We start from the raw sequence: 26,372 nt of genomic DNA, 5'->3' as shown, positions 1-26,372 counted from the left end.
AAAAACGCCGACGCTACCGTTTTATTAACAGCCATGTTCTAGTGCAGCGAGTTTACCACCGTCTGCCCCCGCTTACAGGCGGCCGAACGACTACAATAACGAATTCGGGCTTTCTTTGTTACAAGGCTTATTTTGTTCAGTTATCGCCACGCTTTCCACGCAGCCAACCATGCCGACGTCATCAAACACGCCACCGTGGTGCAGGTTCTTGATTACTTTAACCAGAAAGATGCTCCTTACTGGGTGATCGACACCCACGCCGGTGCCGGCATTTATGATCTGACTGATGAGTGGGCCTCAAAGAACAGCGAGCACGAAAGCGGCCTTGATCGCTTGCTTGGGGCGAAACCGCCACCCATGATTGCACGTTACCTGGAAACCATCGAGCAATTCAATCCCGACGGTGAGGCACGCTTTTACCCCGGCTCCCCCTGGCTCGCTCTAAGCCTTTTACGTCCCAAAGACCGTCTTCGTCTTTTCGAGCTTCACCCCACAGAGTTCAGGAATCTGGGGCTTAACATTGCGTCATTGGCGTCGGAAGACCAGAAAAAGATTCAAACTTATGAGCGCGACGGATTCGCCGGACTAAAGGCGCTACTACCCCCCCCCACCCGACGAGCCGTGACACTCATCGACCCTTCCTACGAAGACAAGTCCGATTATCGTAAAACCTTCTTATGTCTTCAGGAAGCCTTGAAACGCTTTCCAACAGGATGCTATTTGATTTGGTACCCGCTGGTCCAGCGCCGCGAAGCCACCGAGATGGTGCGTGCACTGGAACGCCTGCATGACGTTAACTGGCTGAACGCGTCACTCACTGTACACAGACCGTCACGTGATGGGCTGGGTTTGCACGGAAGCGGTCTTTTTATCGTGAATCCACCCTGGACGCTTCAAAAGTCACTGAAAAACACGCTGCCGTGGCTGGTGGAAACACTGGCACAAGATAAGTTTGCCACTTTTACGCTGCGTGCAAATGAGGCTCAAAAACAAGCATCAAAAGGGGCTCAAAAACGCTCGCCCTCGGGCAAATAGCGCCATTGGCCTTGTGGCAAGTCGCCCAACACGATACGCCCCATACGAACACGCTTAAGCCCCACAACCTTCAAGCCCACCATTTCACACATTCGGCGAATTTGACGTTTCTTCCCTTCACGCAACACGAAGCGCAATTGATCATCGTTAAGCCAGCTCACTTGCGCAGGCTTTAAGGGTTGACCATCCAGACTCAGGCCGTGATTCAGCATTTTGAGCCCCCCGGCTGACAAACGGCCTTCCACCCGCACAAGATACTCTTTTTCGATATCGGAATGCTCATCGATCAACTGACGGGCAATGCGCCCATCTTGAGTCAGGACCAGCAAACCCTGTGAGTCGATATCCAGCCGACCCGCGGGTGCCAAGCCCCTCAAATGATCGCGCTCAAAACGAATAGGAGACTTGCCGCGTTGGTACTGATTGTGCTGGGTAATTAAAGTAACAGCCGGCCGGTAACCGCTTTCAGCCTGCCCGGAAACATAACCAACGGGCTTGTTGAGCAAAATGGTCACGCGGGCGGTTTGACGCTGCTGCGCCTGACGAGCCAAGGTGATGGTTTGATGCGGATAGGCTTTACTGCCCAGTTCGGAAACGACTTGTCCGTCGACGCGAACCCAACCGCGCTCTATATAGGCGTCGGCCTCACGACGCGAACATAATCCGCGCTGCGCCATTAGTTTGGAAATGCGGACTTTATCGTCCGCCTGCTTTGAAAAGGATTTCGCCATGTTGATATCAAGCCGGAAAAGCCAAAATTGCACTTCTGCTGCAAGCACAAATCGATAAGCAAACAGAAGTGAATGTAAGGGGAGTTAGTGAGCCAAAATTTTAGACAGAAAATGCTTGGCGCGTTCCGAGCGGGCTTCGGGCTGTCCGAAGAACTCGTCTTTAGTGCAGTCTTCAACAATTTGCCCTTGGTCCATAAATACGACCCGATCGGCAACCTTGCGCGCAAAACCCATTTCGTGCGTTACAACCATCATGGTCATGCCCTCTCGCGCCAAGTCCACCATCACATCAAGCACCTCGTTTACCATTTCGGGATCAAGGGCCGATGTGGGTTCATCAAACAACATGGCAATAGGGTCCATTGCCAACGCGCGGGCAATCGCAACCCGCTGTTGTTGCCCGCCCGACAACTGCCCTGGAAACTTGTTGATATGTTCTTCAAGCCCAACCCGCTGCAGCAGTTCACGAGCACGTGCTTGCGCCTGCGCCTGCGACCGTTTCAATACTTTCACTTGCGCCAAGGTAAGATTGCTCAGTACCGACAAATGCGGAAAGAGTTCAAAGTGCTGAAATACCATGCCGATTTTTGCACGTAATGCCGGCAAATTCGTACCAGGTGCGCCCACCGACACACCATCAATTCTAATTTCACCTTCTTGAAACGGCTCTAATGCATTGGCCGTTTTAATCAAGGTTGATTTGCCCGACCCCGAGGGTCCGCAAACCACCACCACTTCACCTTTGGCAACTGAAGTAGTGCAATTTTTCAGAACCTGAAAATCACCATACCACTTGCTGACATTTTTGAACTCAATCATTAAACCTGCACTCCTTTAACGCACGAATGCGGTGCGTGCCTGCAAAATCCGCACCAACCTTGAGGCCAGGTAGGAAATGACAAAATACACGATTGCGGCAAACACAAACATTTCCACCAGGCGCCCGTCACGTTGCGCCACAATATTCGCAGCGCCGAGGAAATCGGTTAAAGACAAAACATAAACCAACGATGTGTCCTGGAACAGCACAATAACCTGGGTTAACAACACCGGCGCCATATTGCGAAAAGCCTGCGGTAAGACAATGTGCCGCATCACACCAAAATAATTAAGCCCCAACGCATAACCCGCTTCAACCTGGCCGCGTGGAATCGATTGAATGCCCGCGCGCATAATCTCGCAGAAATAAGCCGCTTCGAACAACGTAAATGTAATGAGTGCCGACGTGAACCCACCCACGGGAACCGGGCGCCCCTCGCCGGTTAACCAACCAACAATATAGGGAACCAGAAAATAAAACCAGAAAATGATAAGAATAAGCGGAAGCGCCCGGAGCAAATTCACATAGCTGCCGGCCACGCCCGAAACAAGGCGATTCGACGATAACCGCATCATGGCCAGTAAAGTGCCCAGGATCAAGGCAAAAATGGTTGCCAGCACTGTCAGCTTCAACGTGAAAACCATTCCAACGCCGAGCAAGTACGGCAAGGAGTCGAAAACAACCTGGAAATCAAAACCCTGCATGGCCCATCCTTATTTTGCAGCGCCCATGAAACCGGGTACCCGAGCCATTTTCTCGACCCAGCGCATCAGAATCACAACGACAATATTAATGAGCACATACAAAACCGTTGCGGCGGCAAAAGCCTCAAAAATCTGAAAGCTGAACTCCTGCATCGAGCGCGCTGCGCCGGTAATTTCGAGTAGGCCAATCGTGAACGCGACCGAAGAGTTTTTGATTAAATTCAGTGCCTCGGAAGTCAGTGGGGGAAGAATCATGCGCCCTGTAATCGGCAGCAACACGTAACGATACACCTGTTTTCGTGTCAGCCCCAGGGCGGTCGCCGCCAATGTTTGACCGCGAGGTAACGATTCGATACCCGCCCGAACCTGCTCGGCGATCCGCGCCGAGGTGAACAGCCCCAAGCACACAACGGCTGTCCAAAAGGTGCTCATTACCGGGTCTGCCGTTTTAATGTAATCACCCCACGCATCTGGCAGAACTTCCGGAAAAACGAAATACCAAAGGAACATTTGAACCAAGAGCGGAACGTTGCGAAACAACTCAACGTAACCACGGCACAAGCGCTCAAGCCCGCGGTGGCCGCTGGTGTTGAAAACACCCACCGCGACCCCTAACGCCAGCGCGAGAACCCAGGCAGCCATGGAAACGGCCAGCGTCCAGTACAACCCCTGTATCAGGGTGTCCATATACGTACCGCTGCCGCCAGGTGATAGATCCCAAAAAACCGACCAGTTCCAGTTGTAATTCATGCGGACATTTTTCCTGGCCGGGATCGTTATTGATAAGTTGCGGGATCAGGCGAATCAGTGGGGTTCGCCATGACTTTTTTAAGGGCATCCGTCATGGGCCAATTCAAATTGATATTACGTGGCGGAATCGGCTGCATGAACCATTTATCATAGATTTTTTCCAAACGCCCATCTTTCATCATGGCAATAACCGCTTTATCAACAACCTGCTTAAAACGTGCGTCGTTCTTGGGAAGAATAATGCCGTAAGGTTCGGTTGTGTACGCCTTCGAACTAATCATCCAGTCGTTGGCATTGCGCGAGTTGGCCACCAGCCCGGCCAGAAGAATATCGTCCATAAAGAAAGCAGCGGCACGACCACTATTCACGGTAAGAAACGCCTCGGAGTGATCTTTGGCTGGAATAATCCTTAAACCCAGATCTTGTTCGGCATTCGCCTGAGTCAGCCAGCGCAGATTACTGGTGCCGGCGGTAGAAACAACCGTTTTGCCCTTCAGGTCTTCAAGCGCTTTCACATTAGACGATTTCAGGGCGGCGAACCGGGTTGCCGTTACAAACGTGGTTGGCGCGTAGCTGACCTGTTCTTGACGCTGTGCATTGTTCGTGGCGGACCCACAGGCCAGGTCGACCGTGCCATTGGCCACCAGAGGAATGCGCGTGGACGACGTCACCGGGACTTCACGAACGTTCAATGTACTCAGCTTGAGCTCTTGTTTGACCGCCTCAACGATATTTCGGCAAATATCCATGGAATACCCGACCGGCTTTTGGTCGCCATCGAGGTAGGAGAATGGAATCGACGATTCACGGTAGCCCAACGTTATTTGCTGATCGGACTGAATTCTGTCGAGGCGACTTTCAGTTTGCGCCGCCGCCATGCCGGTAACAAAAACAGTGAGTGCCAGTACCAATGATGCTGATTTCATTTGTCCTCCTTTTTTACAACTTAACCGCAAGCAAGCAATCGCGGCAACCGATTTAGAGTGCTTCGGTTCCGCTTTCGCCGGTTCGAATACGAATGGCTTGCTCAACCGGCATGACGAAAATTTTGCCGTCACCTATTTTGCCGGTGTGCGCCGCCTTGATAATGGCCTCGACCGCCTCTTCGACCATCGTGGCCGGCAACACGACGTCGATACGGATCTTGGGCAGAAAATCCACAACGTACTCGGCGCCGCGGTACAGTTCGGTATGCCCTTTCTGACGCCCGAACCCTTTCACTTCGGCAACCGTGAGGCCACTGACGCCGATTTCGGCAAGCGCCTCGCGTACTTCATCGAGTTTGAACGGTTTAATAATGGCCGTAATCAGCTTCATAAAGCGGTGCTCCGGTAAGAATAAAGTGTCTCTGGGTAAAATTATCGCACGCTCACCTTATAATTGCGCACTATGTCAAAAAATGCTTCTACTCCGCCCCACGACCAGTTTGCCAACAAGAGCCAAGCCTGGTCCGCCCGTTTTTCCGAACCTGTTTCGGATCTTGTAAAACGATATACCGCCTCTGTAGGCTTCGATCAGCGCATGGCCCAAGTCGATATTCAAGGCTCATTGGCTCACGCCGATATGCTTGAATCGATCGGGCTTATCAGTACCGACGATCTGCAGGCAATACAGCGTGGCATGCAGCAAATTTTGCAAGAAATTCAGGATGGCAAGTTCGAATGGTCGATCGACCTTGAAGATGTACACCTGAACATAGAAAAACGGCTGGTTGAGCTAATTGGCGATGCGGGCAAACGGCTTCATACGGGCCGGTCGCGCAACGACCAGGTTGCCACCGATATCCGCCTTTGGCTGCGCGCGGAAATTGATACTTCGCTGGAACTGCTGCGCCAATTGCGCCACAATCTCGCGGCACTGGCCCTCAAGCACGCCGAAACAATTTTACCCGGCTTCACGCACCTGCAGGTTGCACAACCCGTTACATTCGGACATCATCTGCTGGCCTACGCCGAAATGTTCGCCCGCGACGCCGAGCGCTTGCAAGACTGCCGCAAGCGGGTCAACCGCTTGCCACTGGGCGCTGCCGCCTTGGCCGGCACATCGTATCCTATTGACCGCGAAAGGGTTGCTCGCACACTAGGGTTCGATTCGGTGTGCCGTAATTCACTCGACGCCGTTTCCGACCGCGACTTTGCAATCGAGTTTTGCGCTGCCGCGGCACTTATCATGATGCATGTGTCACGCCTGTCGGAAGAGCTAATCATCTGGATGAACCCTCGGGTGGGCTTTATTCAGCTAGCCGACCGTTTTTGCACCGGCAGCTCAATCATGCCACAAAAAAAGAACCCCGATGTCCCGGAGCTGGCACGCGGCAAAACCGGACGCGTAAACGGCCATCTGGTTGCTTTGCTAACGTTGATGAAAGCACAGCCCCTGGCCTACAACAAAGATAATCAGGAAGACAAAGAGGGGCTGTACGATGCCGCCGACACCATACGCGATACGCTAACGATCTTCGCCGACATGGTGAACGGTATTACCGTGAAGGCCGACGCCATGCGCGCCGCCGCCATGCAAGGTTTCGCCACTGCCACCGATTTAGCCGACTATCTGGTGAAAAAAGGCCTGCCCTTTCGCGATGCTCACGAAACCGTTGCGCTGGCGGTGCGCACGTGCGAAGAGCAGAATTGCGATTTGGCCGACCTGCCTCTGGAACAGTTGCAGTCGTTCCATGCCTCAATTGAAAGCGATATTTTCGACGTACTGACATTGGAAGGATCCGTCGCCGCTCGTAATCATATCGGCGGCACAGCCCCAGAGCGTGTTCGAGAAGAAGCCAACCGGATACTGCAGGAAACACAAAACTAACGCTGAAAAACCGCTATCGACTCAACGTGCCCTGTATGGGGAAACATGTTGATCGCACCGGCAGCCTCAAGTCGATAACCCGCATCACGCACCAGAATCCCCGCATCACGCGCCAGCGTGGCGGGGTTGCACGAGACATACACGATTCTGTCTGGTTGAAGCGATGCATCAAGCTGTGCCAATGATTGCACAATGGCTTCGGCACCGTCACGAGGCGGGTCAATTAACCACCGGTCGAACCGACCCAAGGCTTTCAACCATCCGGCGTCAACCTCAAACAGGTTCTGAACAGAAAACTGTGCCTTCTGTTCCAAGCCATGGTCACGTGCCGCCCCATTGGCTCGGTCGACCAACGCTTGGCTGCCTTCTACACCCATCACCTCAGCCACCCGCGTTGCCAAAGGCAAAGTGAAATTACCCAAACCACAGAACAGATCAAGTACACGGTGTTCCGGCGCAATATCCAGCAAAGCCAAGGCTCGCGAGACCAGCGCGCGATTTATCGCATGATTTACCTGAGTAAAGTCCGTTGGCTTGAATCCCATGCGCAACCCAAACTCCGGCAAACGATACGACAGACAATTGACGTCGTCTGGATTAAGGGGATGAACCGTATCGGGGCCCTTGGGCTGTAACCACCAGCTTACGTTGTGCGCATCGGCGAACTGCTTCAAAACCTGCTGATCCTGTTCGCTCAATGCTTCCATGTGGCGCATCAAAAGAACAACGATATCGTCACCGACTGCAACTTCAATTTGGGGAATGCTGCGGGGAATTGAAAGTGCCCCCACCAACTTGCGCAATGGCGTAATCAAGTTGGACACGTGCGACGGCAAAACGTGGCACTCGTGCATATCGGCAACATAAGCCCCTTTTTTCTCACGAAAGCCCACCAACACGCCGCCCTTTTTTTGGACGTAACGAACCGATAAACGGGCCCGATAACGATAACCCCACGTCGGGCCATGCATCGGCGTTAACATTCGCCCCGGATGCACCCTGCCAATATGCCATAACGCATCTTCCAACGCTCTTTGCTTCACTGCAACCTGGGCGGCGGCATCAAGATGCTGCATGGCACAACCACCACAAACACCATAATGCGGACATCGCGGCGTGACGCGTTGGGACGAAGATTTCAGAATTTTTTCGGTATGAGCGACGTCGAATGAGGGCTTTCGCCGCACTATTCTTGCTTCCACCCGCTCTCCCGGCAAAGCGCCTTGAACAAAAACGACTTTGCCATCAAGACGAGCGACACCACGTGCCTCGAGGTCGAGTGATTCAATTGATAATATTTCTTCAGACATAAACGTTAGGGCAAACAAAACCGGCAAGGACCGAATTTTGACACCCTAACGCCGCCAAGTCGAATCAGGAAGCTGAATGACGTTGCATTTTGTCTTTTCTATGCTCATGCCGATCGGCCAACGCCTGAGTGAGCACCTTCTGTTGGTCGGCTTCAAGCGCCTCCCAAGCTTGCAACCATTTTTCGGCGACATCCAAGCGACGTTGAGACATCTCTTGCTGGGTTGCTTGCATTGCCTGCAGCGCCGCGCGCGGATCAATCCGCCCTTCTTCGAGTTGTGCAAAGCGCGCCTGCATATTCGATTTCATCGTGCTCTTATGCGCAGCCCTAAGTGCTTGCTGTTCAGCTTGCGCTGCGTTGACTTTTTGTTGCTGCGAATCGGTAAGCTTCAGCGAATCAAATGTTTTTTTCCCAACTGGACCGTAGCCGGGAATCATGAATGCGATATCACGTTGTTGAGAACGTGCGTGACGTTGATGCGCGTATCGATCATGCTTTCCGCTGCGATCAACCTGCGTTTCTGCATTGTTGGGCTCTGCGGCCACAGCAAGCGGGGCTTGCAGGGCAACCATGGCTGCCACTGTAGCCAAAGAGTAGGCAAGACGGGATTTTTTGCCGGGCATAATACTGCTCCTTCATAATGATAAGAGCCTTCATCATGCGCGCAAACTGATTTCAAACCTGTTGCACAAACAAGCACTTTCGTTTCAGCGCGTTTCGAAATCGGCGTCTAGGCCCAGGCGCTCAGATATTCGACCCAGTGGTCGCCACTTAAAGTCGCAAGCGTTTCACGTACAAGGTCAATTTCATCCTGGTAAGACTGTGCATCAAGCTCACCACGCAACAAACGAAACCGACAAAACAATAACCACGTGTTCACTACGTCGGTTTCGCAATAGGCCCGGACTTCGTCCTGGCGACCTTCAGACCATGCCCGCCATACCTGACTGCCGTCCATCCCCAACTTACCGGGAAAGCCGCATAATTTGGCAAGGTCGTCCATCGGGGCGTTCGCCCTGCCATTATATTTCGCCAGTAAATCCATTAAATCGATATGGCGATTATGGTAGCGGCTAATGTAGTTGTTGAATTTGAAATCGCGGTCTTCTTCACCCGTGTCCCAATAACGGGGCGCCGGCACCCCATGAATAAGACTACGGTAATGCAACACCGGAAGATCAAAGCCCGATCCGTTCCAACTGACCAACCGCGGGGTATACCGTTCAATTGTTTTAAAAAAACCCGTAATGAGAGAAGCCTCTGGGTCGCCCGGTTGGCCTAATGTTTTGATTCGAAAACCCTGGGCATCGCGAAAAACACACCCTACCACCACGACCTTATGCAAGTGCAAGGGCAGGAAGTCGGTACCATGCGACGCCTGCCTTTGCGCCAGCGCTTTCTCGATCACTTCCATATCACTTAAAGTGTCGGGCCAATCATTCAGTTGCCTGAGTCCATTGGCATCCGGAATGGTTTCAAGATCGAAAACGAGGGTGGGAATCATTAAAGCGCCCCAGTTTACCGCTCGGGAAGATAGGCCAGCGGGTTAACAGGCGTGCCACTACGCCGGATCTCGAAATGCAGGCGTGGGCTAGTGGTGTCAGTTTGCCCCATTAATGCAATGCGATCGCCCTTCTTAACTTCCTGCCCGGTTTTCACCAGCAGCTTTTCGTTATGTGCATACGCAGTAATAAAGCTGTTGCTGTGACCGATTAACACCAGGTTGCCTAAGCCACGAACACCATTTCCGGCATACATGACTTTGCCCGACGCCGCAGCAATCACCGGATCGCCAACGTTACCGCCGATATCAACACCTTTTGTATTGGAACTGAAACCCTGAATCACTTTGCCTTGAGCGGGCCAGCCCCATGATATTAGGCCGGCATCACCGGCACGCGACGGTTGTGCAGGTTCGGAGGCTTTGGCCGGCTCAACCGCCGCGCCACTATTGGAACCCATTCCCCCACCACTTGCCACCTGGGGCGCGTCGCCGCGTAAACGCAAGGTTTGGCCGACACGCAATTGACCGGGGTCGGAGATATTGTTGAGTTGCACCAAAGTGCTGACATCAACGTTATACATTTGCGAAATTTTGTACAGGGTGTCACCAGGCCTGACAACATATAGCCCGCTTGACGGAACGGATGCCGACCCACTGGACATATCGGCAACGGGTGCCTGGGTTCCCCGGGACGCGCAACCCGCCAGCACTGCCATGGACATAACGACCATGACCAACCAGATGCGCGGCATGCGCCTGGAAAACTGCGACGCAACCAACAATGCCGAGAGCCCGGACGTTCCTGCAACCATAAATCATCTCCTACAACTGAGTTCCTGAACGAAGAGGAACAAAACGAACCGCTTCCAATTCCTGGCGATGCCAACTGGTAGAGCTGGTACGCCGAATAAGTACTAAACGCTGCGCCGACGTGCCCTCAGGTGCAATGAGCCGGCCCCCGACAGCCAGCTGATCAAGCAACGCCTGTGGAATATGCAAACCGGCTGCCGCAACAACAATAGCATCGAACGGGGCCGATTTGGGCAAACCAAGCATACCATCACCGAACGAAAGCCTTACCCGGGTATTTAACTTTAGCGTTCGAAGGTGTTCACGCGCAAGGTCGTACAAACCGCGGATGCGTTCGATCGCGTAAACCTCGGGCACAATTTGAGCAAGCACGGCAGCCTGATAACCGCAACCCGCGCCCACTTCAAGCACCCGTTTGGGCAGCGACTCTTCGCAAACGGCGGAAATCATGCGTGCCACTACCCAGGGCTGGGAAATCGTTTGCCCGAAACCGATTGGCAAAGCAGCGTCTTCATACGCCCGGCTCGCCAACCCCTGATCGACAAAATAATGACGCGGCACGGCCATCATGGCATTGAGCACCCGTGGGTCGGTAATGCCCTGTTCCCGAACACGCTCAACCATTTGGGCGCGCAAACGCTCGGAATTCAAGCCCAAATTGCCTTGCCCCAGTGCGCCGGTTGCTTCAGTTAAGGTTTTGGATTCAGCAGGCGCGCTGGAACGTGGCCCCATACCCGGCGGGCTGATCCGGGTATTGCTGTTGCGCGCCGTAAGCCCATGACCGATTCGGGAACGACCGAACCGGTTTGTAGTTCCCGTCGCGAAGGGAAAGGAGTTTACCGGTTTACGCATAGCGGCCCCGCCCAACCTCGCACTGCGTCGAGTTGTTCATGGTACGTAAGATCAAGACGCAAAGGCGTAACAGAAACACGATTGTTTTCGATTGCCCCAAAATCCGTATCAGACGCCGCGTCGGAGACATTGCCCACCGGCCCGATCCAATAAACCGGATCGCCGTAAGGTGTGGTGGTTTTCACAACCGGCTCAGACGGATGACGTTTGCCCAGACGGGTAACATGGATACCATCGAGCGCCTCATAAGGAACGGCGGGAATATTGACGTTCAACAATACCTTTGCATCGATTGGCTGCTCGACGTGATGCGCGACGATTTGACGCGCCACCTGCGCCGCCGTCTCCAAATGCTCCCAACCCCTTTTCACTAAAGAAAAAGCTATAGCGGGAATACCAAACAGATAGCCCTCGGTCGCCGCAGCAACGGTACCTGAATACAGGGTGTCGTCACCTAAATTTGCCCCATTGTTGATACCGGAAACAACCAGATCGGGACGAAAATCAAGCAAACCCGTTAAGGCAATATGAACGCAATCGGACGGTGTGCCATTGATGAAGAAATAGCCGTTCGGCGCCTGACGCACGGACAACGGTCGATTCAGTGTCAGGGAATTGGAAGACCCGCTGCAATTGGTTTCCGGCGCAACAACGGTTAGTTCGCCCAGCCCATGCAAGGCTTTGGCCAAAGCCTCGATTCCGAGCGCGTTGTAGCCATCGTCGTTTGACACCAGTATCCGCATTTGCATTCCATCTCAGTACTTAAGAAAACGTTGCCAATTGTACCCGCTTGCCATGACTTTGGCTGGTAAAACAGAGTCGGGGTAGAATGCCTTGCAATTGTGACAAAGGAATAACCTTGATGGCATCCGCAACCTCCGTTCTGATTAGCCTTGTTGTTATTTTTGGCGCCTATATCATTGGCTCAATTTCGTTTGCGGTTATCGTAAGCCGGCTCATGGGGCTGGACGATCCCCGCACTTTTGGGTCAGGCAACCCCGGTGCCACGAATGTTCTTAGAACGGGAAATAAAAAAGCGGCCATCTTTACCTTGGTTGGAGACGCGCTGAAAGGCTGGGTGGCGGTATTTCTGGCCACCTTAATGGCAGCGCAGTTCGGTCTGGGTGCCGGCCTGCCTGCCGCTGCCGCCTTGGCGGCGTTTCTTGGCCACGTGTATCCGATATTTCTGAAATTCAAAGGCGGCAAAGGCGTTGCAACGGCATTAGGCGTGCTGGCCGGTCTGGAGCCTGTGTTGGCGCTAGCCACGTTGGCAACCTGGCTGATTGTGGCCTACGCAAGCCGCTATTCATCGTTGGCGGCCGTGCTGGCTGCTATTTTTGCGCCGCTTTACTATTTATTCGGCGCCAACATTGCATGGCGTTTACAAGGCAGCGTCACGTTTGTATTAATTATCATTGCAGTCGTGCTGTGTTATCGCCACAGCGCGAACATTACCCGGTTAATGAAGGGAACGGAGCCGAAAATCGGCAAATCTAAGGGGCAAGGTGGAAAACCCAAAAGCTGAATGAGGCATCATATGTCCTGCAACGGCCAGCGCGGACGTACCGTAAAAGCATGATTTCCCACGGTTAGGTCGGCAAGGCCGGCATTAATACGCTGCGATGCGGCATAAGCAATCATGGCGCCGTTATCGGTGCATAATGCCAACGGTGGAAAGAAAACCTGCCCGCCGCGACGATGTATTGCTTTGTGCAACTGTTCACGCAAGCGCCGGTTAGCCCCAACTCCGCCGGCCACCACCAAACGTTTCATACCGGTTTGATCCATGGCACGAATGGCTTTGGCGGCCAGAACATCGACGATAGCCGCCTCAGTAGCCGCCGCAAGGTCGGCCTTTTGCTGATGCGTTACCTCACCCGCTCCTGCGGCCGACTCCAGCTTTTTCATTTGTGTCAGCACTGCAGTTTTCAAGCCGCTAAAACTAAAATCAAGATCGCCGCTATGCAACATGGGTCTTGGCAATGAGTAAACCGTACTGTCGCCCTCTTGCGCTAAACGCGATAAGGCAGGGCCACCAGGATAACCCAGCCCCATCAGCTTGGCCGATTTATCGAAAGCCTCACCAGCGGCATCATCGAGCGTTTCGCCCAGCATTTCATATTGGCCAACGGCGTCCACCCGCATCAATTGCGTATGCCCACCCGACACCAATAAGGCGACAAAGGGAAACTCGGGCGCAGGATCGGCCAGACGGGGCGACAGCAAATGGCCTTCAAGATGATGTACCGGAATCGCCGGCAACCCCAGCGCCCAGGCAATTGATCGCGCGACCGATGCCCCAACCAACAAGGCCCCAGCTAAACCCGGACCGGCCGTATAGGCAACAGCCTGAACGTCGCTCAAAGATAACTGCGCCTCTTCCAATACCGTGTTCGTAAGCGGCAAAATACGCTGTATATGGTCGCGTGAAGCTAATTCCGGTACAACCCCGCCATATTCACTGTGCATAGCAACCTGGCTGTGCAATGCATGCGCAATCAGGCCGCGCCTGGAGCACACCAGCGCCACACCGGTTTCATCACAAGAACTTTCATATCCAATTACTATCATTTATCGCAGTGTACAACTTGGGGTTATTCCGACTACAAACAGCTACAAATCAGAACAATAAAGGCTTAGAATTGCATCGTCGCATTATTTTATGTTTAAACCGATTTATTTTTTTGCCTAACACTAATAAGGGGGGGCTTTTGCATGCTAGAAAGTTTATTCAAGCTGCGTGAACATGGAACTACCGTCCGAACGGAAATTTTAGCCGGGGTGACTACGTTCCTTACTATGGCATACATTATTTTCGTGAACCCGCAAATCCTGTCCACCACAGGCATGGACGGCGGCGCGGTATTTGTTGCTACCTGCCTGGCAGCGGCTCTTGGCTCTCTTATTATGGCTTTCCTGGCCAACTGGCCTATCGGTATGGCGCCGGGCATGGGCTTGAACGCATTCTTCGCGTTTACTGTGGTGGGTGCCATGGGTTACACCTGGCAACAAGCACTGGGGGCCGTATTCATTTCCGGCATTATTTTCGTCATTCTTACGGTTACGGGTGTTCGTACCTGGATTATTGAAGGAATTCCCAAATCGCTACGCTCGGGTATTGTGGCCGGTATCGGCTTGTTCCTGGGCCTGATCGCACTAAAAAGCGCCGGTATCGTAGTGGGCAGTGACGCCACCCTCATAACACTGGGCGACCTAACCTCACCGCAAGCTTTGTTCGCGATTCTGGGGCTTTTCATTATCGGTGCACTCGACGCCCTGAAGGTGCGCGGCGCGATCCTGATCGGTATCCTGGCCATCACCATTCTGTCAATTATTATGGGTTACACCCAGTTTGGCGGCATCTTCGACATGCCACCCAGCCTGGCTCCAACCTTCTTCCAACTCGACATCATGGGCGCGCTGCAATTTGGTTTTGTGCACGTCATTTTGGTTCTTGTACTGGTCGAGGTCTTCGATGCAACCGGCACCATGATCGGCGTCGCCAAACGTGCGAACCTCATGCCTGAAGGCAAGCCCAACCGCCTGGGTCGCGCGCTGATGGCCGACAGTACCGCCATCGTGGCCGGTTCATTCCTGGGTACCAGCAGCACTACAGCCTATATTGAAAGCACCTCTGGTGTACAAGCCGGCGGGCGCACAGGCCTTACCGCGCTTACTATCGGCATTCTGTTCCTGCTGGCCTTGTTTCTGGCACCGCTTGCCGGCTCGGTACCTGCCTACGCGACAGCACCCGCCCTGTTATATGTTGCCGGTTTAATGCTTCGCGAAGTCGCCGATGTACAGTGGGACGACGCCACCGAAGCCACGCCCGCTGCACTTACCGCGCTTGCCATGCCATTCACCTACTCTATTGCAAATGGTTTGGCATTCGGGTTCATCAGCTACGTTGCTTTAAAAGTACTCAGTGGTCGTTTCAACCAAATCCATATGGCAACACTCATCGTGGCCATCTTGTTTGTTATTAAATATGCCTTCTTTGGCGGACATTAATACAAACGAGAGATGCAATAACGCAAACAAACCAGTACACTGGTAAAACGCAAAACACCCATTTTTACAAGCGGCTTCAATAGCCGCTTTTTTATTTCAGGAGTCTCATGAGCACAATAGAACTCACCAAAGATAATTTTCAACAAGCCGTTCTTGATAGCAAACCGCTTATCGTTGATTTTTGGGCGCCCTGGTGCGGGCCCTGCAAGACTTTTTCACCTGTTTTCGATAAAGCATCCGAACAACACGACGACATCACTTTTGCGAAAGTGAATACGGAAGACGAAGAGGAACTGGCCGGCGCTTTGGGTATTCGTTCCATTCCCACCTTAATGGTTTTCCGCGAACAAGTTCTGTTATATAACCAGGCGGGAGCCCTCTCAGCCAGCCAACTGGAAGAATTATTAACCCAGGTGAAAAGCGTGGATATGGAACAGGTTCACGCTGAAATCGCAGCCCAGCAACAGCAACAAGAGCAAAACCCAGGGCCGCAATAACTCACCGGCCCCGGGCGCACGCAGTTAAAACTGATTGTCGTCGCGCTCGAAGCGATCGAGGTCGAAATAGCGTGAAGTGGAACTGCCGGTTTCTGCTTGCGTACTGGAAGGTTCCAGCGTTGCTTTAGCGGCGGAAGGCGCGCTTGGAACTTTGCTAGGGGGTGTGGTACCCACGATACCGGGTACTGCGCTCCGGGCACGACCCGAACCGCGCTGTGCCAACGTACGTTGAATCAGGTCTTCAAGCTGGTCGGCCAGCGAGGTGAACTCTTTGTTTCGCGCCCAATCGGCGGCATCCAGCTTTTGAAGATTTTGAGTCGTTGGTTCGGCACCTGCAGCCAAAACCGCCCTTACCGTTTCCTGGTCGCCCGAATAGGCCGCCATCATGAGGGGCGTTGTACCGTCAGGTGCAGGTGCATCAACGATGGCCCCTGCCTGAATCAACATATTCACCATTTCAATATGGCCTTTCGACGCGGCATAATGTAGCGGCGTCCAGCCCAGACGATTAACCTTCGCACCGCGTTTGATCAAAGCCCTGGCGCGCTCGACATCGCCTACTATGGCCAGATACATTAACGGGGTTTCGTCGTAAGTATTGGCAATATTAGGATTCAGATCGCGATGTCGGGCCAGTAAATCATAAACGCCCCAGGCCTGATCCTGAATGGCCTGCATAATGGCGGGTTGCCCCTTTTCGTTGCGCACATTGGGGTCCTCACCCAGTGCCAGCTCCGTCTTTACTGCCTCGACCCGGTCATTGGCGATATCAATCCACCAATTAGCCGATGCTGCATTCACCACCGTTCCGGTAAGCAATACACCCGCAAGTGCCAGGCTTGTTAAAAAACGGAAATGATGGGGGCGGTTGATTTTAGACATGCGTCAGCTCCGCAGGGCGAGGAACTTTTCCGAACAAGCGGAAAAAATTCTCGGTGGATTGTTGGGCGACCTGCGCGACCGGTATACCTTTCAGTTCGGCTATTTTTTCCGCGACGTGAATGACTTTGGAGGGGTCGTTGGTTTTTCCGCGATACGGCACCGGTGCAAGATACGGCGAATCGGTTTCTATTAGTAAGCGGTCAAGCGGCAGTACCTTGGCAAGCTCTTGCAGTTCCTGGGCTTTCTTGAACGTGACGATCCCCGACAAAGAAATATAAAAATTCATGTCGATTGCCGCACGCGCCATTTCCAGAGACTCGGTAAAGCAATGCATTACGCCGCCGCACTCAGCCGCACCCTCTTCCCGCATAATACGCAGCGTGTCTTCACGCGACGCGCGGGTATGAATAATCAAAGGCAAATTACTGGTGCGCGCTGCCCGGATATGCGTACGAAACCGCTCCCTTTGCCAATTCAAAGGCTCACTTAAACGAAAATAATCAAGGCCGGTTTCACCAATTGCCACGACCTTGTCGTTGGCACCGGCCCGATCGACCAGATCATCAACGGTTGGCTCAGTTGTATCTTCGTAATCGGGATGTACGCCCACAGAGGCAAAAAGCTCTGGATGCGGCTCAACCATCTCGATTAGACGTGGCCAGTCGGGCAAGTTCACACTAACTACCAGTGCATGACTGACCTGATTACGCTTCATGTCGGCCAAAATGGTATCTAGATTCTCCGACAGGGCGGGAAAATCCAGATGGCAGTGAGAGTCAACGTACATAAATAACAACCCGTTTTCTAAAACTGAAACGTACTATTCTAACGCGCTTAACGTGTCGTAATCAGCCGGCCTGCCGACAAGCCAGAACCACTCGTTGAAGTGCGGTTTGAATAAACAACTTCGTACTTAATGGGTGCGTTGACACCGCTTTCTGCTGCACCAGCCAGCGCGCCATTTCAGCCATGGTCGACGCACTGACACGCGATGCGATTTGCCGGGTAAACGTGGTGAGTTCTGGATAATACCGGGGCTCAACACCCTGCGCGACAAGCATTAAATCAAGCCACCAGCGTTGCAGAGCATCCACCCACATAGTGACAGGCTGCTTTTCAAGCGCGTCGGCAACCCCGCCTGGGTCGCCTTCCTTGTCTTGCGTCAAACCAACAACAAGCGCCCGCAACCATACCGGACATGCCGTATCGGATTCAACAGACAACGCGAGCGCTTTCAAAGGCGCACCGCCTGCAGCTGCAAGCCAACTATGCGGCTCTGCGAGCCCCTGCTGTTGAAGCCACTTTTGCGCCGTTTCAGGCGCTGGCACTGACAACGGGAACCGACGACAACGTGATACCAACGTGGGCAACAAACGGTCCGGTGTATCAGACACCAACAAAAACACTGTGCCCTGCGGTGGCTCTTCGAGCACTTTCAGCATGGCATTGGCGGAAATCATATTTAACGACTCTGCCGGATAAAGTACGGCAACGCGGAAACCGCCTCGATGTGTTGCCGTGTTAAACCAGTGGTGCAACTGCCGCAACTGTTCAACACGGATCTCACGCGACAATGACTTTTTAGGTGTTGCTGCGTCATCCTCTGTTTCATCCCCTTCAAGGGCGGCAATCGCGTCTGGGCGGATACGCCGCAAGTCGGGATGACTGCCTGCCGCGACCCACTGGCATGCTGAGCAACGACCACAGGCCATTTGCTCTTGCGGCGACTCACATAGCAGCGCAGCCGCAGCGGCCAAAGCAAACTTTTGCTTGCCAATACCGGCCAAGCCATGGATAAGCCACGCATGGGCGAAATTGTTTCGCCCGGCCAGCCATGTTCGTGCGATCTCTTTTTGCCAGGGAAGGAACTGCGGCAACGCCATATCCATGCCCCTCAGCCTGAACGCCACCGCGTTAGCAGCTGATCCAGTTGCTCGGCCAGTTCGGTTTGAATGTCGGTAATAGCGCGCGCGCTGTTCACCACCCTGATGCGAGCCGAAAATTGCCGAGCACGTTCATGATAAGCAGCACGTGTTCGCTCGAAGAAGTCGGCTCCTTCCTTCTCGAAACGGTCTAGATCGCGCGACCGGGCCAACCTTTCTCGCGCCACACTCAATGGCACGTCGAAAAACCAAGTGCAATCGGGTTGCAGATCGGGGTGAACCCAATCTTCAAGCGCGTTCACCGCTCCGCCACCTAATTGACGGCCGCCACCCTGATAAGCAAAAGTTGCATCAGTAAAGCGATCACACAACACCCATTGCCCTTGTGCCAACGCGGGCTTAATAACAGTTTCAACGTGCTCGGCGCGAGCGGCGAACATCAGCAGGGTTTCCGCTTTCAGCGTCATTGGCTGACTCAACAATATCTCACGCAGTTGTTCCCCCAACTGCGTGCCACCGGGCTCTCGTGTGTTCAACACATTGATATCTCGCCGGGACAATTCCTGAACCAGCCAGGGAACATGGGTGCTTTTACCTGCGCCATCCAGGCCCTCCAGCGTGAGAAACATGCCTTTTTTTTGCGCCATGATCAGTCTCGCCCCAAAATGTATTTTGCAACGGCACGATTATGCTCGCGCAAGTTCTTTGAAAATTCGCTTGTTCCGTCGCCCCTTGAAACAAAGTACAGAAATTTGTGCTGCTCGGGATTCAACGCGGCTTCCAGCGCGGCACGACCACTACTGGCGATGGGCGTAGGCGGCAAACCATTTCGTGTATACGTGTTCCAGGGGGTGTCGGTAGTAAGATCCCGCTTTCGGATTCTGCCCTGGTACTTATCACCCATGCCATAGATCACTGTAGGGTCGGTTTGTAACGGCATCCCCAAACGCAGCCGGTTGGCAAACACCCCACTGACCCGATCGCGATCTGCCGCGTGCCCGGTCTCTTTTTCAATGATCGATGCCATAATCAGCGCTTCATAAGGTGTCTTAAGCGGGATATCGGCGTTACGTTGTGGCCATAACTTATCGAGCAAAGCTTTTTGCGCGACATGAGCCCGCCGCAAAATGTCGAAATCAGTTGTACCCGGCGTAAAAACATAAGTATCAGGAAAGAAAAGGCCTTCCGGGCTGGAATACTCTACCCCGAGCTTCTCAAGCAACTGAGCATCATCGACGCCACTCAATGTTTGACGAACATCGGGATGCGCTGCCAGCGCTTCACGGATGCGCTGGTATGTCCAGCCTTCCAGCAATGTAATACGCGTTTGTGTCATATCGCCGTTGGCCATGCGCTCAAGTAGCGTCCAGGGCGAATCACCTCGTGTCGCTTCATAGGCTCCCGCCTTGATCATGATGTCACGGCCGGTTAAACGGGACATCATCACAAATAAATCTTCATTTATCTGAATACCTGCATCGCTCATGGCGCGCGCCACGCCGCGCACACCCGTACCCGACTCAATACGGTAATCGACAGGGTCAACTTGCATCGTTACCGGTGACGTTGCCCAATACCAGGCAGCGCCCGCAACCAGCCCGGCCAGCATGATTAAAAGACTTACCGACCAAAGCAACCAGGACTTGATAATTTTCAACATGGCGCCACTATAAGTTATATAACCAGCGTTATTGTACGCAAGCACCGCAAGGTGCTCTGCAACGCAAGACAAAGACCGCTATCATAAAGCGTTGAACACTTCATTTTCCTTATTATTTGTGGGCCCGCAATGAATCTTGCCGTCAGTTCCGCTACCGTACTTTCCGACTTGGCTATCCTTGAATTTTCAGGTGTCGACACCCCGGTGTTTTTGCAGGGTCAGCTCAGTAACGATGTTATGGTCGCTACCATCAATACCGCCATGCTGGCCGCTTATTGCAACCCAAAAGGCAGAACGCTCGCGACGCTTGTTTTATGGAAAATGCCCGACACCGAAAACAATGAGCCTGTATTCCAGGCCCTTGTAAAGGCAGACATTGCCGACGCTCTGGTCAAACGTCTAACCATGTTTGTTTTACGCTCGAAAGTAAAAATCCGTCGCTTGTCCACTGAAGCGATCGGACTCAAGCTGGAAAGCGGCAACACGGCGGCCAATGTCGCCGTACCCGAAATCAACGGACTGAACCTGGGGGCACTACCTGATGCCTTTGAGCCTTATCGGGTTATTGCACACCCCGGCGGCGTTAGCATTGCCGCGCCGCAAAGCCATCCGGAGTCGCAAAGGTGGTGGTTCATCCCCGCCGAAACGCAATCCCCTGCGTTAGAACCCAATGCAAACGCGTTAAGCAAATGGCAAACATCCGACATTCTGGCCGGCCTGCCCTGGGTTGAGCATGCAACACAAGAAGCATTTATTCCCCAAACATTGAATCTTGATCTGATAAACGGCGTAAGTTTTACCAAAGGTTGCTATCCGGGCCAGGAAGTCGTGGCACGCAGTCATTACCGGGGTACGGTCAAACGCAGAATGGCTCGCGGCACTGCCCATGTGGCAGTCGAGCATATCGCATCGCTCGCCGGGCAAGATATATTCGATGCACATTCGGCACACCCCGACTCGCCCGCAGGGCGCGTTATAAACGCAGCTCACGACGACACGCAGGCACAGTTACTGATTGAGGTAAAACTGGCCGACATGGATCAGGCACAGTATCGGCTGGGCGAACCCAATGGCCCGGTAATAACGCCGGCAAGTTTGCCTTATAGCATTGAGCCCGGCGAACAATAATAATTAAGGCACCCGCCTAGCCGGCCCCCAGGGAAGCCAGCGGGTGCGCTTCACCCGGCGGCCAAGGCGGCTCGAAATAACGCGCGACAAAGCCCGCATCGGCTTCATTAATGGTGGCGGGCATCCAGGCCGGCGAGCGATCTTTGTCAATTAACAGGGCACGAATCCCTTCTTTTAGATCAGGGTTGCCGGCACAATTCAACGCCGCAATATATTCCAACCTGAAAGCGTCGGGAAGACTAAGAAAGCGCCCCTTTTTCAACAGCTCGAAAGTCAGTCGCACGGAACCGGGAGAGCCCGCTTTCATGCGCTGTGCCGCCTGCCCAAGGACTTCTTCATCCCCCAACTCCCACCGCAGAATATTGCCGTAAATCGTGAAGAAATCCGGCCCGCTGCATGCCGATTGAATCGCCTTTGCACTGCGTTGCATCATACCGTCAGGGATATCTTCGAATGTTAACCGACGAATTACCTGCTCAAGCAAAACATCATTTACCTCACGATGCATACCCCAGGACTCGGCCTGAACATCGTGTAAAAGTTGATCCCACTGACTGCTGTGTGCAACGTACTGCGCTAACCCCAAAAAAAGCGTATCCGCCGCATTGATACTCATACCCGTCATACCAAGCAAGCGTCCGAAAAACTCGGGCATACGGTTCAAAAACCAGCTTGCGCCCACATCGGGCACAACACCAATACTGATTTCCGGCATGGCAAATCGAGTTGTTTCAGTGGCAACCCGATGGCTGCAACCCATCATCAAGCCCGCACCGCCACCCATGACATAACCATTTGCCCAACAGACGATGGGTTTTGGATACGTGTGAATCATGTAATCGAGAATATACTCATCTCGAAAAAAGGTCCGCAAATACTCAGACGACCAAATCGGCATTCCCGGTTCGGGAATATGACGATAAAAAGATTGCAAATCCCCACCCGCGCAAAAGGCTTTTTCACCCTGCCCCCGCAATAGAACGACTCGCACACGATCATCATCGCGCCAAAGCGCTAATTGCCGTGTAATCGCCCGCGCCATTTCAAGCGACAGCCCATTCAGCCATTTGGGCTGATTCAAAACAATCACGCCAACCTCACTACCGTTGGCGGCGGAGATCTGCTCAAACAGAACTGCTTCCATTTTTCACTCGTTGTTTATGCATTGCACGCCGACGACGCGATTCTTTGGGATCAAACTGCAAGGGTCGATATAGTTCCAACCGGTCTCCGTCTGCCAAAATATAATCGTCTCGGCAGCGCTGACCATAGACACCCATCGCACCAACCTGCCTCACTCCGTTGGGAAATGCCTGGTCAAAACCACTTTGATCCAGCGCCTGACGCGCTGTGGTTCCCATAGGCACTTGAAGCGTTTTCCGCCAGATCGTGTCGGGTTGCGCAAATACTACCTCAACATGAATATACGAAGCGTCGCAGGTGTGCGATTCAGTCATAGCAAGCTTGGGCACGCTGGGTGAAGGAATCGATAAAGCTGCTGGCAATGCGGTTGAAAACCGGGCCGACAACACGCTCCAGGCCCCGATTCGCAAACGCATATTGCATGGTGTACACCACTTTGCAGGCATCGGCGGACAATTCTATGAACTCCCATTTGCCCGTCAGCTCGGAAAAAGGACCATCGACCAGATTAAATGTAATCTGACGGGGGTAATCGTGTTCGTTGCGTGTCGTGAACGATTGCCGAATACCCGCAAAACTAATGGTAATGGACGCTTGCATGCCATGTTCATCGCGCGACTGAACACTCGCCCCGCCACACCAAGGCATAAACTGTGGGTACTTTTCAACATCGGCGACCAAATCGAACATTTGCGCGCACGTGTAAGGAACCAGGACTGATCTTTGAACTGTATGCATTGAATCTTTTTAATCGCTAGAATGTAAGGTTGATTTTACCTTCTATAGCTTTACTTATTCATGAGCATTGTTGAAAACCGCAAGGCCCGGCACGATTATTTCATTGAAGACCGCTTTGAAGCCGGTCTTGTTCTGGAAGGATGGGAAGTAAAAGCCATCCGCGCCGGGCAAGTACAGCTAAAGGAAAGCTACGTCATTGTGCGCGATGGCGAGATTTTTGTTATTGGCATGCATATCAGCCCGCTAAAAACTGCTTCAACGCATATCCATCCCAACGCCACCCGAACCCGCAAGCTGCTATTAAAAGCGGAAGAAATCAATAAGCTGATTGGTAAAACCGAACAGCGGGGCTACACGCTGGTGCCTTTGAACCTGCATTACAAAAACGGTCGCATCAAGCTGGATATTGCGCTGGGCCGGGGTAAAAAGCACCACGACAAACGCGACACTGCACGCGATAAAGACTGGGCCCGCGAGAAAGAACGTTTAATGAAGCACGACACACGTAATCGCGATTAACTTACATATCGGTATATACATCCAATTCCTGACACTTACGTGTCAGTGTGTTGCGTCCTATGCCCAAGCGCTGGGCTGCTTCCGCTTTACGATCACGGCAATGGCTTAACGCCGTTTTCAACAAAGCACTTTCGAACTCTCGTGTTAGCGTCGCCATAATCGCAGGTTCGTTGCGCTCCAGCTTGCTTCGGGCTGTTTTTACAAGCAGACTCACCCAATCGGCCTGATCGTTGCTTGTTGTAATCGGAGGTTGTACTTCATTAAAAGTCGACGTTGTACTCAGCGCCGACTCGCTGTTGTCCGCCTGGCCCGCCGCAGACAATACCTCGGGCGGCAAATCTTTTATATCGACCGTCTGCCCCGAAGACATCACAGTAAGCCAATGGCAAAAATTCTCGAGCTGCCGGATATTTCCGGGGTAATCAAACGCCTGGAGCGTTTCCATTGCCGACGTCGTTAAACGCCTGGGCTTTACCCCTAGCGCGCGAGCACTGTTTGCGAGAAATAACTCCGTTAGCGCGGGAATGTCTTCTTTACGCTCGCGCAGCGGCGGCAACCTCAAACGAATCACATTCAGACGGTGGAAAAGATCTTCACGAAATTGCCCTTGCGCCACGCGTTGTTCCAGCGGCTGATGCGTGGCGGCGACAATGCGTACATCGACTTTTATCGCCTGAGAGCCTCCCACGCGATAAAAACTGCCTTCGGCCAGCACGCGCAACAAACGTGTTTGCAACTCAAACGGCATATCGCCGATCTCATCAAGGAATAGCGTACCGCCATTAGCCTCTTCGAACCGGCCCCGGCGCTGCTGGGTGGCACCGGTAAATGCACCTTTCTCATGACCAAACAACTCCGCCTCAAGCAGGTCGCGTGGGATCGCTGCGGCATTAAGCGCCACAAACGGCCCTGAGGCCCGCGGACTATGCGTATGCAAAGCGCGTGCTATCAATTCTTTTCCTGTGCCTGACTCACCGGTAATCAGCACGGTGGCCGGTGACACCGCCAAACGACCTATCGCGCGAAACACTTCCTGCATGGCAACCGATGCCGATTTCATCATGACCTGCGACGTCGTATCAGGCTCTGCGCGCTCGACGTGAGGCATGTTTGTTTCAGGAGCCGGGGCATCGGAATGCGATGATATCGGCATGGCCCGCTGAATCAAGGCGACGGCGTCATTAATATCAAAAGGCTTTGCCAGATAATCGAAAGCGCCTTTCTTGAATGCCGACACGGTGCTGCTCAGATCGGTATACGCCGTCATGACAATCACGGGCAAGTCGGGATAGCGCGCTTTGATTTCCTGTAATAAAGCCAATCCGTCTTTCCCCGGCATGCGCACATCAGTGACCAAAACCGACGGCGCCTGACCTGCTAGCGCATCCAGCATTTCATCGGCACTGGAAAACGCTTGCGTGGGGATGGCCTCGCGTGCCAGCGCCTTTTCAAGCACCCAGCGAATGCTTTGATCATCATCAACTATCCAGACCGGTTTCATGACTGCTCCAACGGTAGAATGAGGCGAAATTCCGTATGCCCCGGACGGGAGTCAAACTCGATCACGCCGCCATGCTGCTGTACAAACTCTTGAGCCAGGCTTAAGCCAAGGCCACTGCCGCTGGCGCGACCCGTTACCAGCGGATGAAAAATTTTTTCCCGTAACTCTGTTGCGATACCCGGCCCATTGTCGATCACCGACACAATGACTCCAAGCCGGACCGTTTGCCGCGCCAGGGTTAGTTGACGACCAATACGCGTGCGTAATGTCAGGCAAGGCGGTGCTTCAGGGTCTGGGTTACGTTGTTCAGTTAAAGCCTGTGCCGCGTTTCGCACAACATTCAAAAAAGCCTGTACCAGACGCGGCTGATCTCCTTCAATATCCGGTACCGACGCGTCGTAATCGCGCACGAACTCAATCTGATTAGCGTATTCCGCCTTCACCAGGGTGTAGACGCGTTCACACACTTCGTGCACATTAAATTGCGTCGTGACCAAGCCTTCACCTTGCGGCGCAATCAAACGATCAATCAGGGCACCCAGGCGATCCGCCTCGGCCACAATAACGCCGGTATATTCCTGCAGTGAAGAATCGCCCAGCTCGCTCTCAAGCAATTGCGCCGCTCCACGAATCCCCCCCAAGGGATTCTTGACCTCGTGGGCCAGGTTTCTAAGGGATTCTCGTTGGACGCTTAACTCACGGGTAAGCTGAAGCGTGCGATCGAGCGTGTCGTGCTGATCAAAACCCCGAACCTCCAGCAAGGCCGCCCATGGTTGATGATCAAGCGGCACCAAGGCCAAACCGACCGATATCGACTGGCCTCCCGGTGCCCGAATCGTGCTGTCTTGCCGCAAAATCCCGAACCGCCCTTGCAAGGCTTCCTGAAAACGCCCTTGCAAAATGGGATCAGGACCAAACAGCACCGCTACCGATAAGCTTTTAAGTTGCCTTCGAGACAGGCCGAACAGCTCCTCGGCGCTGTTGTTGGCATGGACCACCTCCCCTTTGTCATCCAGCAACAAAACGGCGGTGGCAAGCAAGTCGTAACTGTCGATCATGGCTTTGTCACGACTTGCCATTTCCT

At 53.3% G+C, this 26,372-nt stretch carries 30 protein-coding genes; 7 read left to right on the top strand and 23 right to left on the bottom strand.

Going from position 1 to position 26,372, the window contains the following annotated elements:
• The first annotated feature begins 132 nt into the window (after positions 1 to 132).
• Positions 133 to 1,035, top strand: coding sequence for a 23S rRNA (adenine(2030)-N(6))-methyltransferase RlmJ (locus G9Q38_RS10950; protein WP_166130895.1), 903 nt, complete (start codon positions 133 to 135; stop codon positions 1,033 to 1,035).
• Here the strand turns inward: G9Q38_RS10950 and G9Q38_RS10945 are convergent.
• The 6 genes from G9Q38_RS10945 to G9Q38_RS10920 form a co-directional block, all read right to left on the bottom strand.
• Positions 1,008 to 1,766, bottom strand: coding sequence for a pseudouridine synthase (locus G9Q38_RS10945; protein ID WP_166130892.1), 759 nt, complete (start codon positions 1,764 to 1,766; stop codon positions 1,008 to 1,010). The genes G9Q38_RS10950 and G9Q38_RS10945 overlap by 28 nt on opposite strands.
• An 84-nt stretch (positions 1,767 to 1,850) precedes the next feature.
• On the bottom strand, positions 1,851 to 2,585 hold the full coding sequence (locus G9Q38_RS10940) for an amino acid ABC transporter ATP-binding protein (RefSeq protein ID WP_166130889.1): 735 nt from the start codon (positions 2,583 to 2,585) through the stop codon (positions 1,851 to 1,853).
• Positions 2,586 to 2,600: 15 nt separating this feature from the next.
• On the bottom strand, positions 2,601 to 3,290 hold the full coding sequence (locus G9Q38_RS10935) for an amino acid ABC transporter permease (RefSeq protein WP_166130886.1): 690 nt from the start codon (positions 3,288 to 3,290) through the stop codon (positions 2,601 to 2,603).
• Between the two features lie 9 nt (positions 3,291 to 3,299).
• Positions 3,300 to 4,040 (bottom strand): amino acid ABC transporter permease, encoded by a 741-nt coding sequence (locus tag G9Q38_RS10930; protein WP_166130884.1) that lies wholly within the window; start codon positions 4,038 to 4,040, stop codon positions 3,300 to 3,302.
• A 26-nt stretch (positions 4,041 to 4,066) separates the two neighbouring features.
• A complete protein-coding gene (locus G9Q38_RS10925; protein WP_166130881.1) occupies positions 4,067 to 4,966 on the bottom strand; it encodes an amino acid ABC transporter substrate-binding protein in 900 nt (299 codons plus the stop codon).
• A gap of 52 nt (positions 4,967 to 5,018) precedes the next feature.
• Complete coding sequence (locus G9Q38_RS10920; protein ID WP_114421643.1) at positions 5,019 to 5,357, bottom strand: P-II family nitrogen regulator; 339 nt, start codon at positions 5,355 to 5,357, stop codon at positions 5,019 to 5,021.
• A 72-nt stretch (positions 5,358 to 5,429) separates the two neighbouring features.
• Here G9Q38_RS10920 and argH point away from each other — a divergent pair, with 72 nt between their 5' ends.
• Positions 5,430 to 6,851: an argininosuccinate lyase gene (argH, locus tag G9Q38_RS10915; RefSeq protein WP_166130878.1), complete on the top strand. Its 1,422-nt coding sequence runs from the start codon at positions 5,430 to 5,432 to the stop codon at positions 6,849 to 6,851.
• Here argH and rlmD read toward each other — a convergent pair.
• From rlmD to surE, 6 genes are all read right to left on the bottom strand, one after another.
• A complete protein-coding gene (gene rlmD, locus G9Q38_RS10910) occupies positions 6,848 to 8,161 on the bottom strand; it encodes a 23S rRNA (uracil(1939)-C(5))-methyltransferase RlmD (RefSeq protein WP_166130875.1) in 1,314 nt (437 codons plus the stop codon). The genes argH and rlmD overlap by 4 nt on opposite strands.
• A 64-nt stretch (positions 8,162 to 8,225) precedes the next feature.
• Positions 8,226 to 8,783 (bottom strand): hypothetical protein, encoded by a 558-nt coding sequence (locus G9Q38_RS10905; RefSeq protein ID WP_166130872.1) that lies wholly within the window; start codon positions 8,781 to 8,783, stop codon positions 8,226 to 8,228.
• A 107-nt stretch (positions 8,784 to 8,890) separates the two neighbouring features.
• Positions 8,891 to 9,664 carry a 3'-5' exonuclease gene (locus G9Q38_RS10900; protein ID WP_166130869.1) on the bottom strand — a complete coding sequence of 258 codons (774 nt, stop codon included), beginning with the start codon at positions 9,662 to 9,664 and terminating at the stop codon, positions 8,891 to 8,893.
• 14 nt (positions 9,665 to 9,678) lie between these two features.
• Complete coding sequence (locus G9Q38_RS10895) at positions 9,679 to 10,476, bottom strand: peptidoglycan DD-metalloendopeptidase family protein (RefSeq protein WP_166130867.1); 798 nt, start codon at positions 10,474 to 10,476, stop codon at positions 9,679 to 9,681.
• A 10-nt stretch (positions 10,477 to 10,486) separates the two neighbouring features.
• Positions 10,487 to 11,326, bottom strand: a complete 840-nt coding sequence (locus G9Q38_RS10890; RefSeq protein WP_166130864.1) for a protein-L-isoaspartate(D-aspartate) O-methyltransferase — start codon at positions 11,324 to 11,326, stop codon at positions 10,487 to 10,489.
• A complete protein-coding gene (gene surE / locus G9Q38_RS10885) occupies positions 11,311 to 12,069 on the bottom strand; it encodes a 5'/3'-nucleotidase SurE (RefSeq protein WP_119442739.1) in 759 nt (252 codons plus the stop codon). Before surE ends, G9Q38_RS10890 begins: the two co-directional genes overlap by 16 nt.
• Before the next feature lie 119 nt (positions 12,070 to 12,188).
• Here surE and plsY point away from each other — a divergent pair, with 119 nt between their 5' ends.
• Positions 12,189 to 12,851 carry a glycerol-3-phosphate 1-O-acyltransferase PlsY gene (gene plsY, locus G9Q38_RS10880; protein WP_166130861.1) on the top strand — a complete coding sequence of 221 codons (663 nt, stop codon included), beginning with the start codon at positions 12,189 to 12,191 and terminating at the stop codon, positions 12,849 to 12,851.
• A gap of 8 nt (positions 12,852 to 12,859) precedes the next feature.
• Here plsY and tsaD read toward each other — a convergent pair whose 3' ends face one another.
• Positions 12,860 to 13,897, bottom strand: coding sequence for a tRNA (adenosine(37)-N6)-threonylcarbamoyltransferase complex transferase subunit TsaD (gene tsaD, locus G9Q38_RS10875; protein WP_166130858.1), 1,038 nt, complete (start codon positions 13,895 to 13,897; stop codon positions 12,860 to 12,862).
• Between the two features lie 144 nt (positions 13,898 to 14,041).
• Between tsaD and G9Q38_RS10870 the strand changes: the two genes are divergently transcribed.
• Positions 14,042 to 15,337, top strand: coding sequence for an NCS2 family permease (locus G9Q38_RS10870; protein WP_166130855.1), 1,296 nt, complete (start codon positions 14,042 to 14,044; stop codon positions 15,335 to 15,337).
• Positions 15,338 to 15,444: 107 nt separating this feature from the next.
• A complete protein-coding gene (gene trxA, locus G9Q38_RS10865) occupies positions 15,445 to 15,834 on the top strand; it encodes a thioredoxin (RefSeq protein ID WP_166130853.1) in 390 nt (129 codons plus the stop codon).
• A gap of 24 nt (positions 15,835 to 15,858) precedes the next feature.
• Here the strand turns inward: trxA and G9Q38_RS10860 are convergent, their stop codons facing one another.
• The 5 genes from G9Q38_RS10860 to mltG form a co-directional block, all read right to left on the bottom strand.
• On the bottom strand, positions 15,859 to 16,716 hold the full coding sequence (locus G9Q38_RS10860; RefSeq protein WP_166130850.1) for an ankyrin repeat domain-containing protein: 858 nt from the start codon (positions 16,714 to 16,716) through the stop codon (positions 15,859 to 15,861).
• Entirely contained in the window at positions 16,709 to 17,503 is a 795-nt protein-coding gene (locus tag G9Q38_RS10855) for a TatD family hydrolase (RefSeq protein WP_166130847.1), read from the bottom strand. The genes G9Q38_RS10860 and G9Q38_RS10855 overlap by 8 nt, the downstream gene beginning before the upstream one ends.
• Positions 17,504 to 17,564: 61 nt before the next feature.
• On the bottom strand, positions 17,565 to 18,599 hold the full coding sequence (gene holB / locus G9Q38_RS10850; RefSeq protein ID WP_166130844.1) for a DNA polymerase III subunit delta': 1,035 nt from the start codon (positions 18,597 to 18,599) through the stop codon (positions 17,565 to 17,567).
• Between the two features lie 11 nt (positions 18,600 to 18,610).
• On the bottom strand, positions 18,611 to 19,246 hold the full coding sequence (gene tmk / locus G9Q38_RS10845) for a dTMP kinase (protein WP_166130842.1): 636 nt from the start codon (positions 19,244 to 19,246) through the stop codon (positions 18,611 to 18,613).
• Positions 19,247 to 19,248: 2 nt separating this feature from the next.
• A complete protein-coding gene (mltG, locus tag G9Q38_RS10840; RefSeq protein ID WP_166130839.1) occupies positions 19,249 to 20,259 on the bottom strand; it encodes an endolytic transglycosylase MltG in 1,011 nt (336 codons plus the stop codon).
• A gap of 129 nt (positions 20,260 to 20,388) precedes the next feature.
• Here mltG and ygfZ point away from each other — a divergent pair, with 129 nt between their 5' ends.
• Positions 20,389 to 21,387 (top strand): CAF17-like 4Fe-4S cluster assembly/insertion protein YgfZ, encoded by a 999-nt coding sequence (ygfZ, locus tag G9Q38_RS10835; RefSeq protein WP_166130836.1) that lies wholly within the window; start codon positions 20,389 to 20,391, stop codon positions 21,385 to 21,387.
• A gap of 16 nt (positions 21,388 to 21,403) precedes the next feature.
• Here the strand turns inward: ygfZ and G9Q38_RS10830 are convergent, their stop codons facing one another.
• The 3 genes from G9Q38_RS10830 to G9Q38_RS10820 are packed head-to-tail and all read right to left on the bottom strand — an operon-like array spanning position 21,404 to position 23,268.
• On the bottom strand, positions 21,404 to 22,531 hold the full coding sequence (locus tag G9Q38_RS10830) for an enoyl-CoA hydratase/isomerase family protein (protein WP_166130833.1): 1,128 nt from the start codon (positions 22,529 to 22,531) through the stop codon (positions 21,404 to 21,406).
• Positions 22,512 to 22,844, bottom strand: coding sequence for an RnfH family protein (locus tag G9Q38_RS10825; RefSeq protein WP_166130831.1), 333 nt, complete (start codon positions 22,842 to 22,844; stop codon positions 22,512 to 22,514). The genes G9Q38_RS10830 and G9Q38_RS10825 overlap by 20 nt, the downstream gene beginning before the upstream one ends.
• On the bottom strand, positions 22,837 to 23,268 hold the full coding sequence (locus G9Q38_RS10820; protein ID WP_166130828.1) for a type II toxin-antitoxin system RatA family toxin: 432 nt from the start codon (positions 23,266 to 23,268) through the stop codon (positions 22,837 to 22,839). The genes G9Q38_RS10825 and G9Q38_RS10820 overlap by 8 nt, the downstream gene beginning before the upstream one ends.
• A 60-nt stretch (positions 23,269 to 23,328) precedes the next feature.
• Here G9Q38_RS10820 and smpB point away from each other — a divergent pair, with 60 nt between their 5' ends.
• Complete coding sequence (gene smpB, locus G9Q38_RS10815; RefSeq protein ID WP_114421626.1) at positions 23,329 to 23,787, top strand: SsrA-binding protein SmpB; 459 nt, start codon at positions 23,329 to 23,331, stop codon at positions 23,785 to 23,787.
• Between the two features lies 1 nt (position 23,788).
• Here the strand turns inward: smpB and ntrC are convergent, their stop codons facing one another.
• Together ntrC and glnL are read right to left on the bottom strand one after the other, a co-directional pair.
• Entirely contained in the window at positions 23,789 to 25,288 is a 1,500-nt protein-coding gene (gene ntrC / locus G9Q38_RS10810) for a nitrogen regulation protein NR(I) (RefSeq protein ID WP_166130825.1), read from the bottom strand.
• On the bottom strand, positions 25,285 to 26,367 hold the full coding sequence (gene glnL / locus G9Q38_RS10805; RefSeq protein WP_228276116.1) for a nitrogen regulation protein NR(II): 1,083 nt from the start codon (positions 26,365 to 26,367) through the stop codon (positions 25,285 to 25,287). Before glnL ends, ntrC begins: the two co-directional genes overlap by 4 nt.
• Positions 26,368 to 26,372 lie beyond the last annotated feature (5 nt).

Origin of the sequence: Pusillimonas sp. DMV24BSW_D, assembly GCF_011388195.1 — a bacterium.
GTDB classification, from domain to species: Bacteria; Pseudomonadota; Gammaproteobacteria; order Burkholderiales; family Burkholderiaceae_B; genus Neopusillimonas; species Neopusillimonas aestuarii.
The sequence above is the reverse complement of the archived record's forward strand: the minus strand, read 5'-3'. Positions and strand labels throughout refer to the sequence as shown.

What these genes read in the sequence shown, in the direction of transcription:
- G9Q38_RS10945 (WP_166130892.1), bottom strand. Translation starts at nt 1,766, where the DNA reads ATGGCGAAATCCTTTTCAAAGCAGGCGGACGATAAAGTCCGCATTTCC.
- G9Q38_RS10940 (WP_166130889.1), bottom strand. Translation starts at nt 2,585, where the DNA reads ATGATTGAGTTCAAAAATGTCAGCAAGTGGTATGGTGATTTTCAGGTT.
- G9Q38_RS10935 (WP_166130886.1), bottom strand. Translation starts at nt 3,290, where the DNA reads ATGCAGGGTTTTGATTTCCAGGTTGTTTTCGACTCCTTGCCGTACTTG.
- G9Q38_RS10930 (WP_166130884.1), bottom strand. Translation starts at nt 4,040, where the DNA reads ATGAATTACAACTGGAACTGGTCGGTTTTTTGGGATCTATCACCTGGC.
- G9Q38_RS10925 (WP_166130881.1), bottom strand. Translation starts at nt 4,966, where the DNA reads ATGAAATCAGCATCATTGGTACTGGCACTCACTGTTTTTGTTACCGGC.
- G9Q38_RS10920 (WP_114421643.1), bottom strand. Translation starts at nt 5,357, where the DNA reads ATGAAGCTGATTACGGCCATTATTAAACCGTTCAAACTCGATGAAGTA.
- argH (WP_166130878.1), top strand. Translation starts at nt 5,430, where the DNA reads ATGTCAAAAAATGCTTCTACTCCGCCCCACGACCAGTTTGCCAACAAG.
- rlmD (WP_166130875.1), bottom strand. Translation starts at nt 8,161, where the DNA reads ATGTCTGAAGAAATATTATCAATTGAATCACTCGACCTCGAGGCACGT.
- G9Q38_RS10905 (WP_166130872.1), bottom strand. Translation starts at nt 8,783, where the DNA reads ATGCCCGGCAAAAAATCCCGTCTTGCCTACTCTTTGGCTACAGTGGCA.
- G9Q38_RS10900 (WP_166130869.1), bottom strand. Translation starts at nt 9,664, where the DNA reads ATGATTCCCACCCTCGTTTTCGATCTTGAAACCATTCCGGATGCCAAT.
- G9Q38_RS10895 (WP_166130867.1), bottom strand. Translation starts at nt 10,476, where the DNA reads ATGGTTGCAGGAACGTCCGGGCTCTCGGCATTGTTGGTTGCGTCGCAG.
- G9Q38_RS10890 (WP_166130864.1), bottom strand. Translation starts at nt 11,326, where the DNA reads ATGCGTAAACCGGTAAACTCCTTTCCCTTCGCGACGGGAACTACAAAC.
- surE (WP_119442739.1), bottom strand. Translation starts at nt 12,069, where the DNA reads ATGCGGATACTGGTGTCAAACGACGATGGCTACAACGCGCTCGGAATC.
- plsY (WP_166130861.1), top strand. Translation starts at nt 12,189, where the DNA reads ATGGCATCCGCAACCTCCGTTCTGATTAGCCTTGTTGTTATTTTTGGC.
- tsaD (WP_166130858.1), bottom strand. Translation starts at nt 13,897, where the DNA reads ATGATAGTAATTGGATATGAAAGTTCTTGTGATGAAACCGGTGTGGCG.
- G9Q38_RS10870 (WP_166130855.1), top strand. Translation starts at nt 14,042, where the DNA reads ATGCTAGAAAGTTTATTCAAGCTGCGTGAACATGGAACTACCGTCCGA.
- trxA (WP_166130853.1), top strand. Translation starts at nt 15,445, where the DNA reads ATGAGCACAATAGAACTCACCAAAGATAATTTTCAACAAGCCGTTCTT.
- G9Q38_RS10860 (WP_166130850.1), bottom strand. Translation starts at nt 16,716, where the DNA reads ATGTCTAAAATCAACCGCCCCCATCATTTCCGTTTTTTAACAAGCCTG.
- G9Q38_RS10855 (WP_166130847.1), bottom strand. Translation starts at nt 17,503, where the DNA reads ATGTACGTTGACTCTCACTGCCATCTGGATTTTCCCGCCCTGTCGGAG.
- holB (WP_166130844.1), bottom strand. Translation starts at nt 18,599, where the DNA reads ATGGCGTTGCCGCAGTTCCTTCCCTGGCAAAAAGAGATCGCACGAACA.
- tmk (WP_166130842.1), bottom strand. Translation starts at nt 19,246, where the DNA reads ATGGCGCAAAAAAAAGGCATGTTTCTCACGCTGGAGGGCCTGGATGGC.
- mltG (WP_166130839.1), bottom strand. Translation starts at nt 20,259, where the DNA reads ATGTTGAAAATTATCAAGTCCTGGTTGCTTTGGTCGGTAAGTCTTTTA.
- ygfZ (WP_166130836.1), top strand. Translation starts at nt 20,389, where the DNA reads ATGAATCTTGCCGTCAGTTCCGCTACCGTACTTTCCGACTTGGCTATC.
- G9Q38_RS10830 (WP_166130833.1), bottom strand. Translation starts at nt 22,531, where the DNA reads ATGGAAGCAGTTCTGTTTGAGCAGATCTCCGCCGCCAACGGTAGTGAG.
- G9Q38_RS10825 (WP_166130831.1), bottom strand. Translation starts at nt 22,844, where the DNA reads ATGACTGAATCGCACACCTGCGACGCTTCGTATATTCATGTTGAGGTA.
- G9Q38_RS10820 (WP_166130828.1), bottom strand. Translation starts at nt 23,268, where the DNA reads ATGCATACAGTTCAAAGATCAGTCCTGGTTCCTTACACGTGCGCGCAA.
- smpB (WP_114421626.1), top strand. Translation starts at nt 23,329, where the DNA reads ATGAGCATTGTTGAAAACCGCAAGGCCCGGCACGATTATTTCATTGAA.
- ntrC (WP_166130825.1), bottom strand. Translation starts at nt 25,288, where the DNA reads ATGAAACCGGTCTGGATAGTTGATGATGATCAAAGCATTCGCTGGGTG.
- glnL (WP_228276116.1), bottom strand. Translation starts at nt 26,367, where the DNA reads ATGGCAAGTCGTGACAAAGCCATGATCGACAGTTACGACTTGCTTGCC.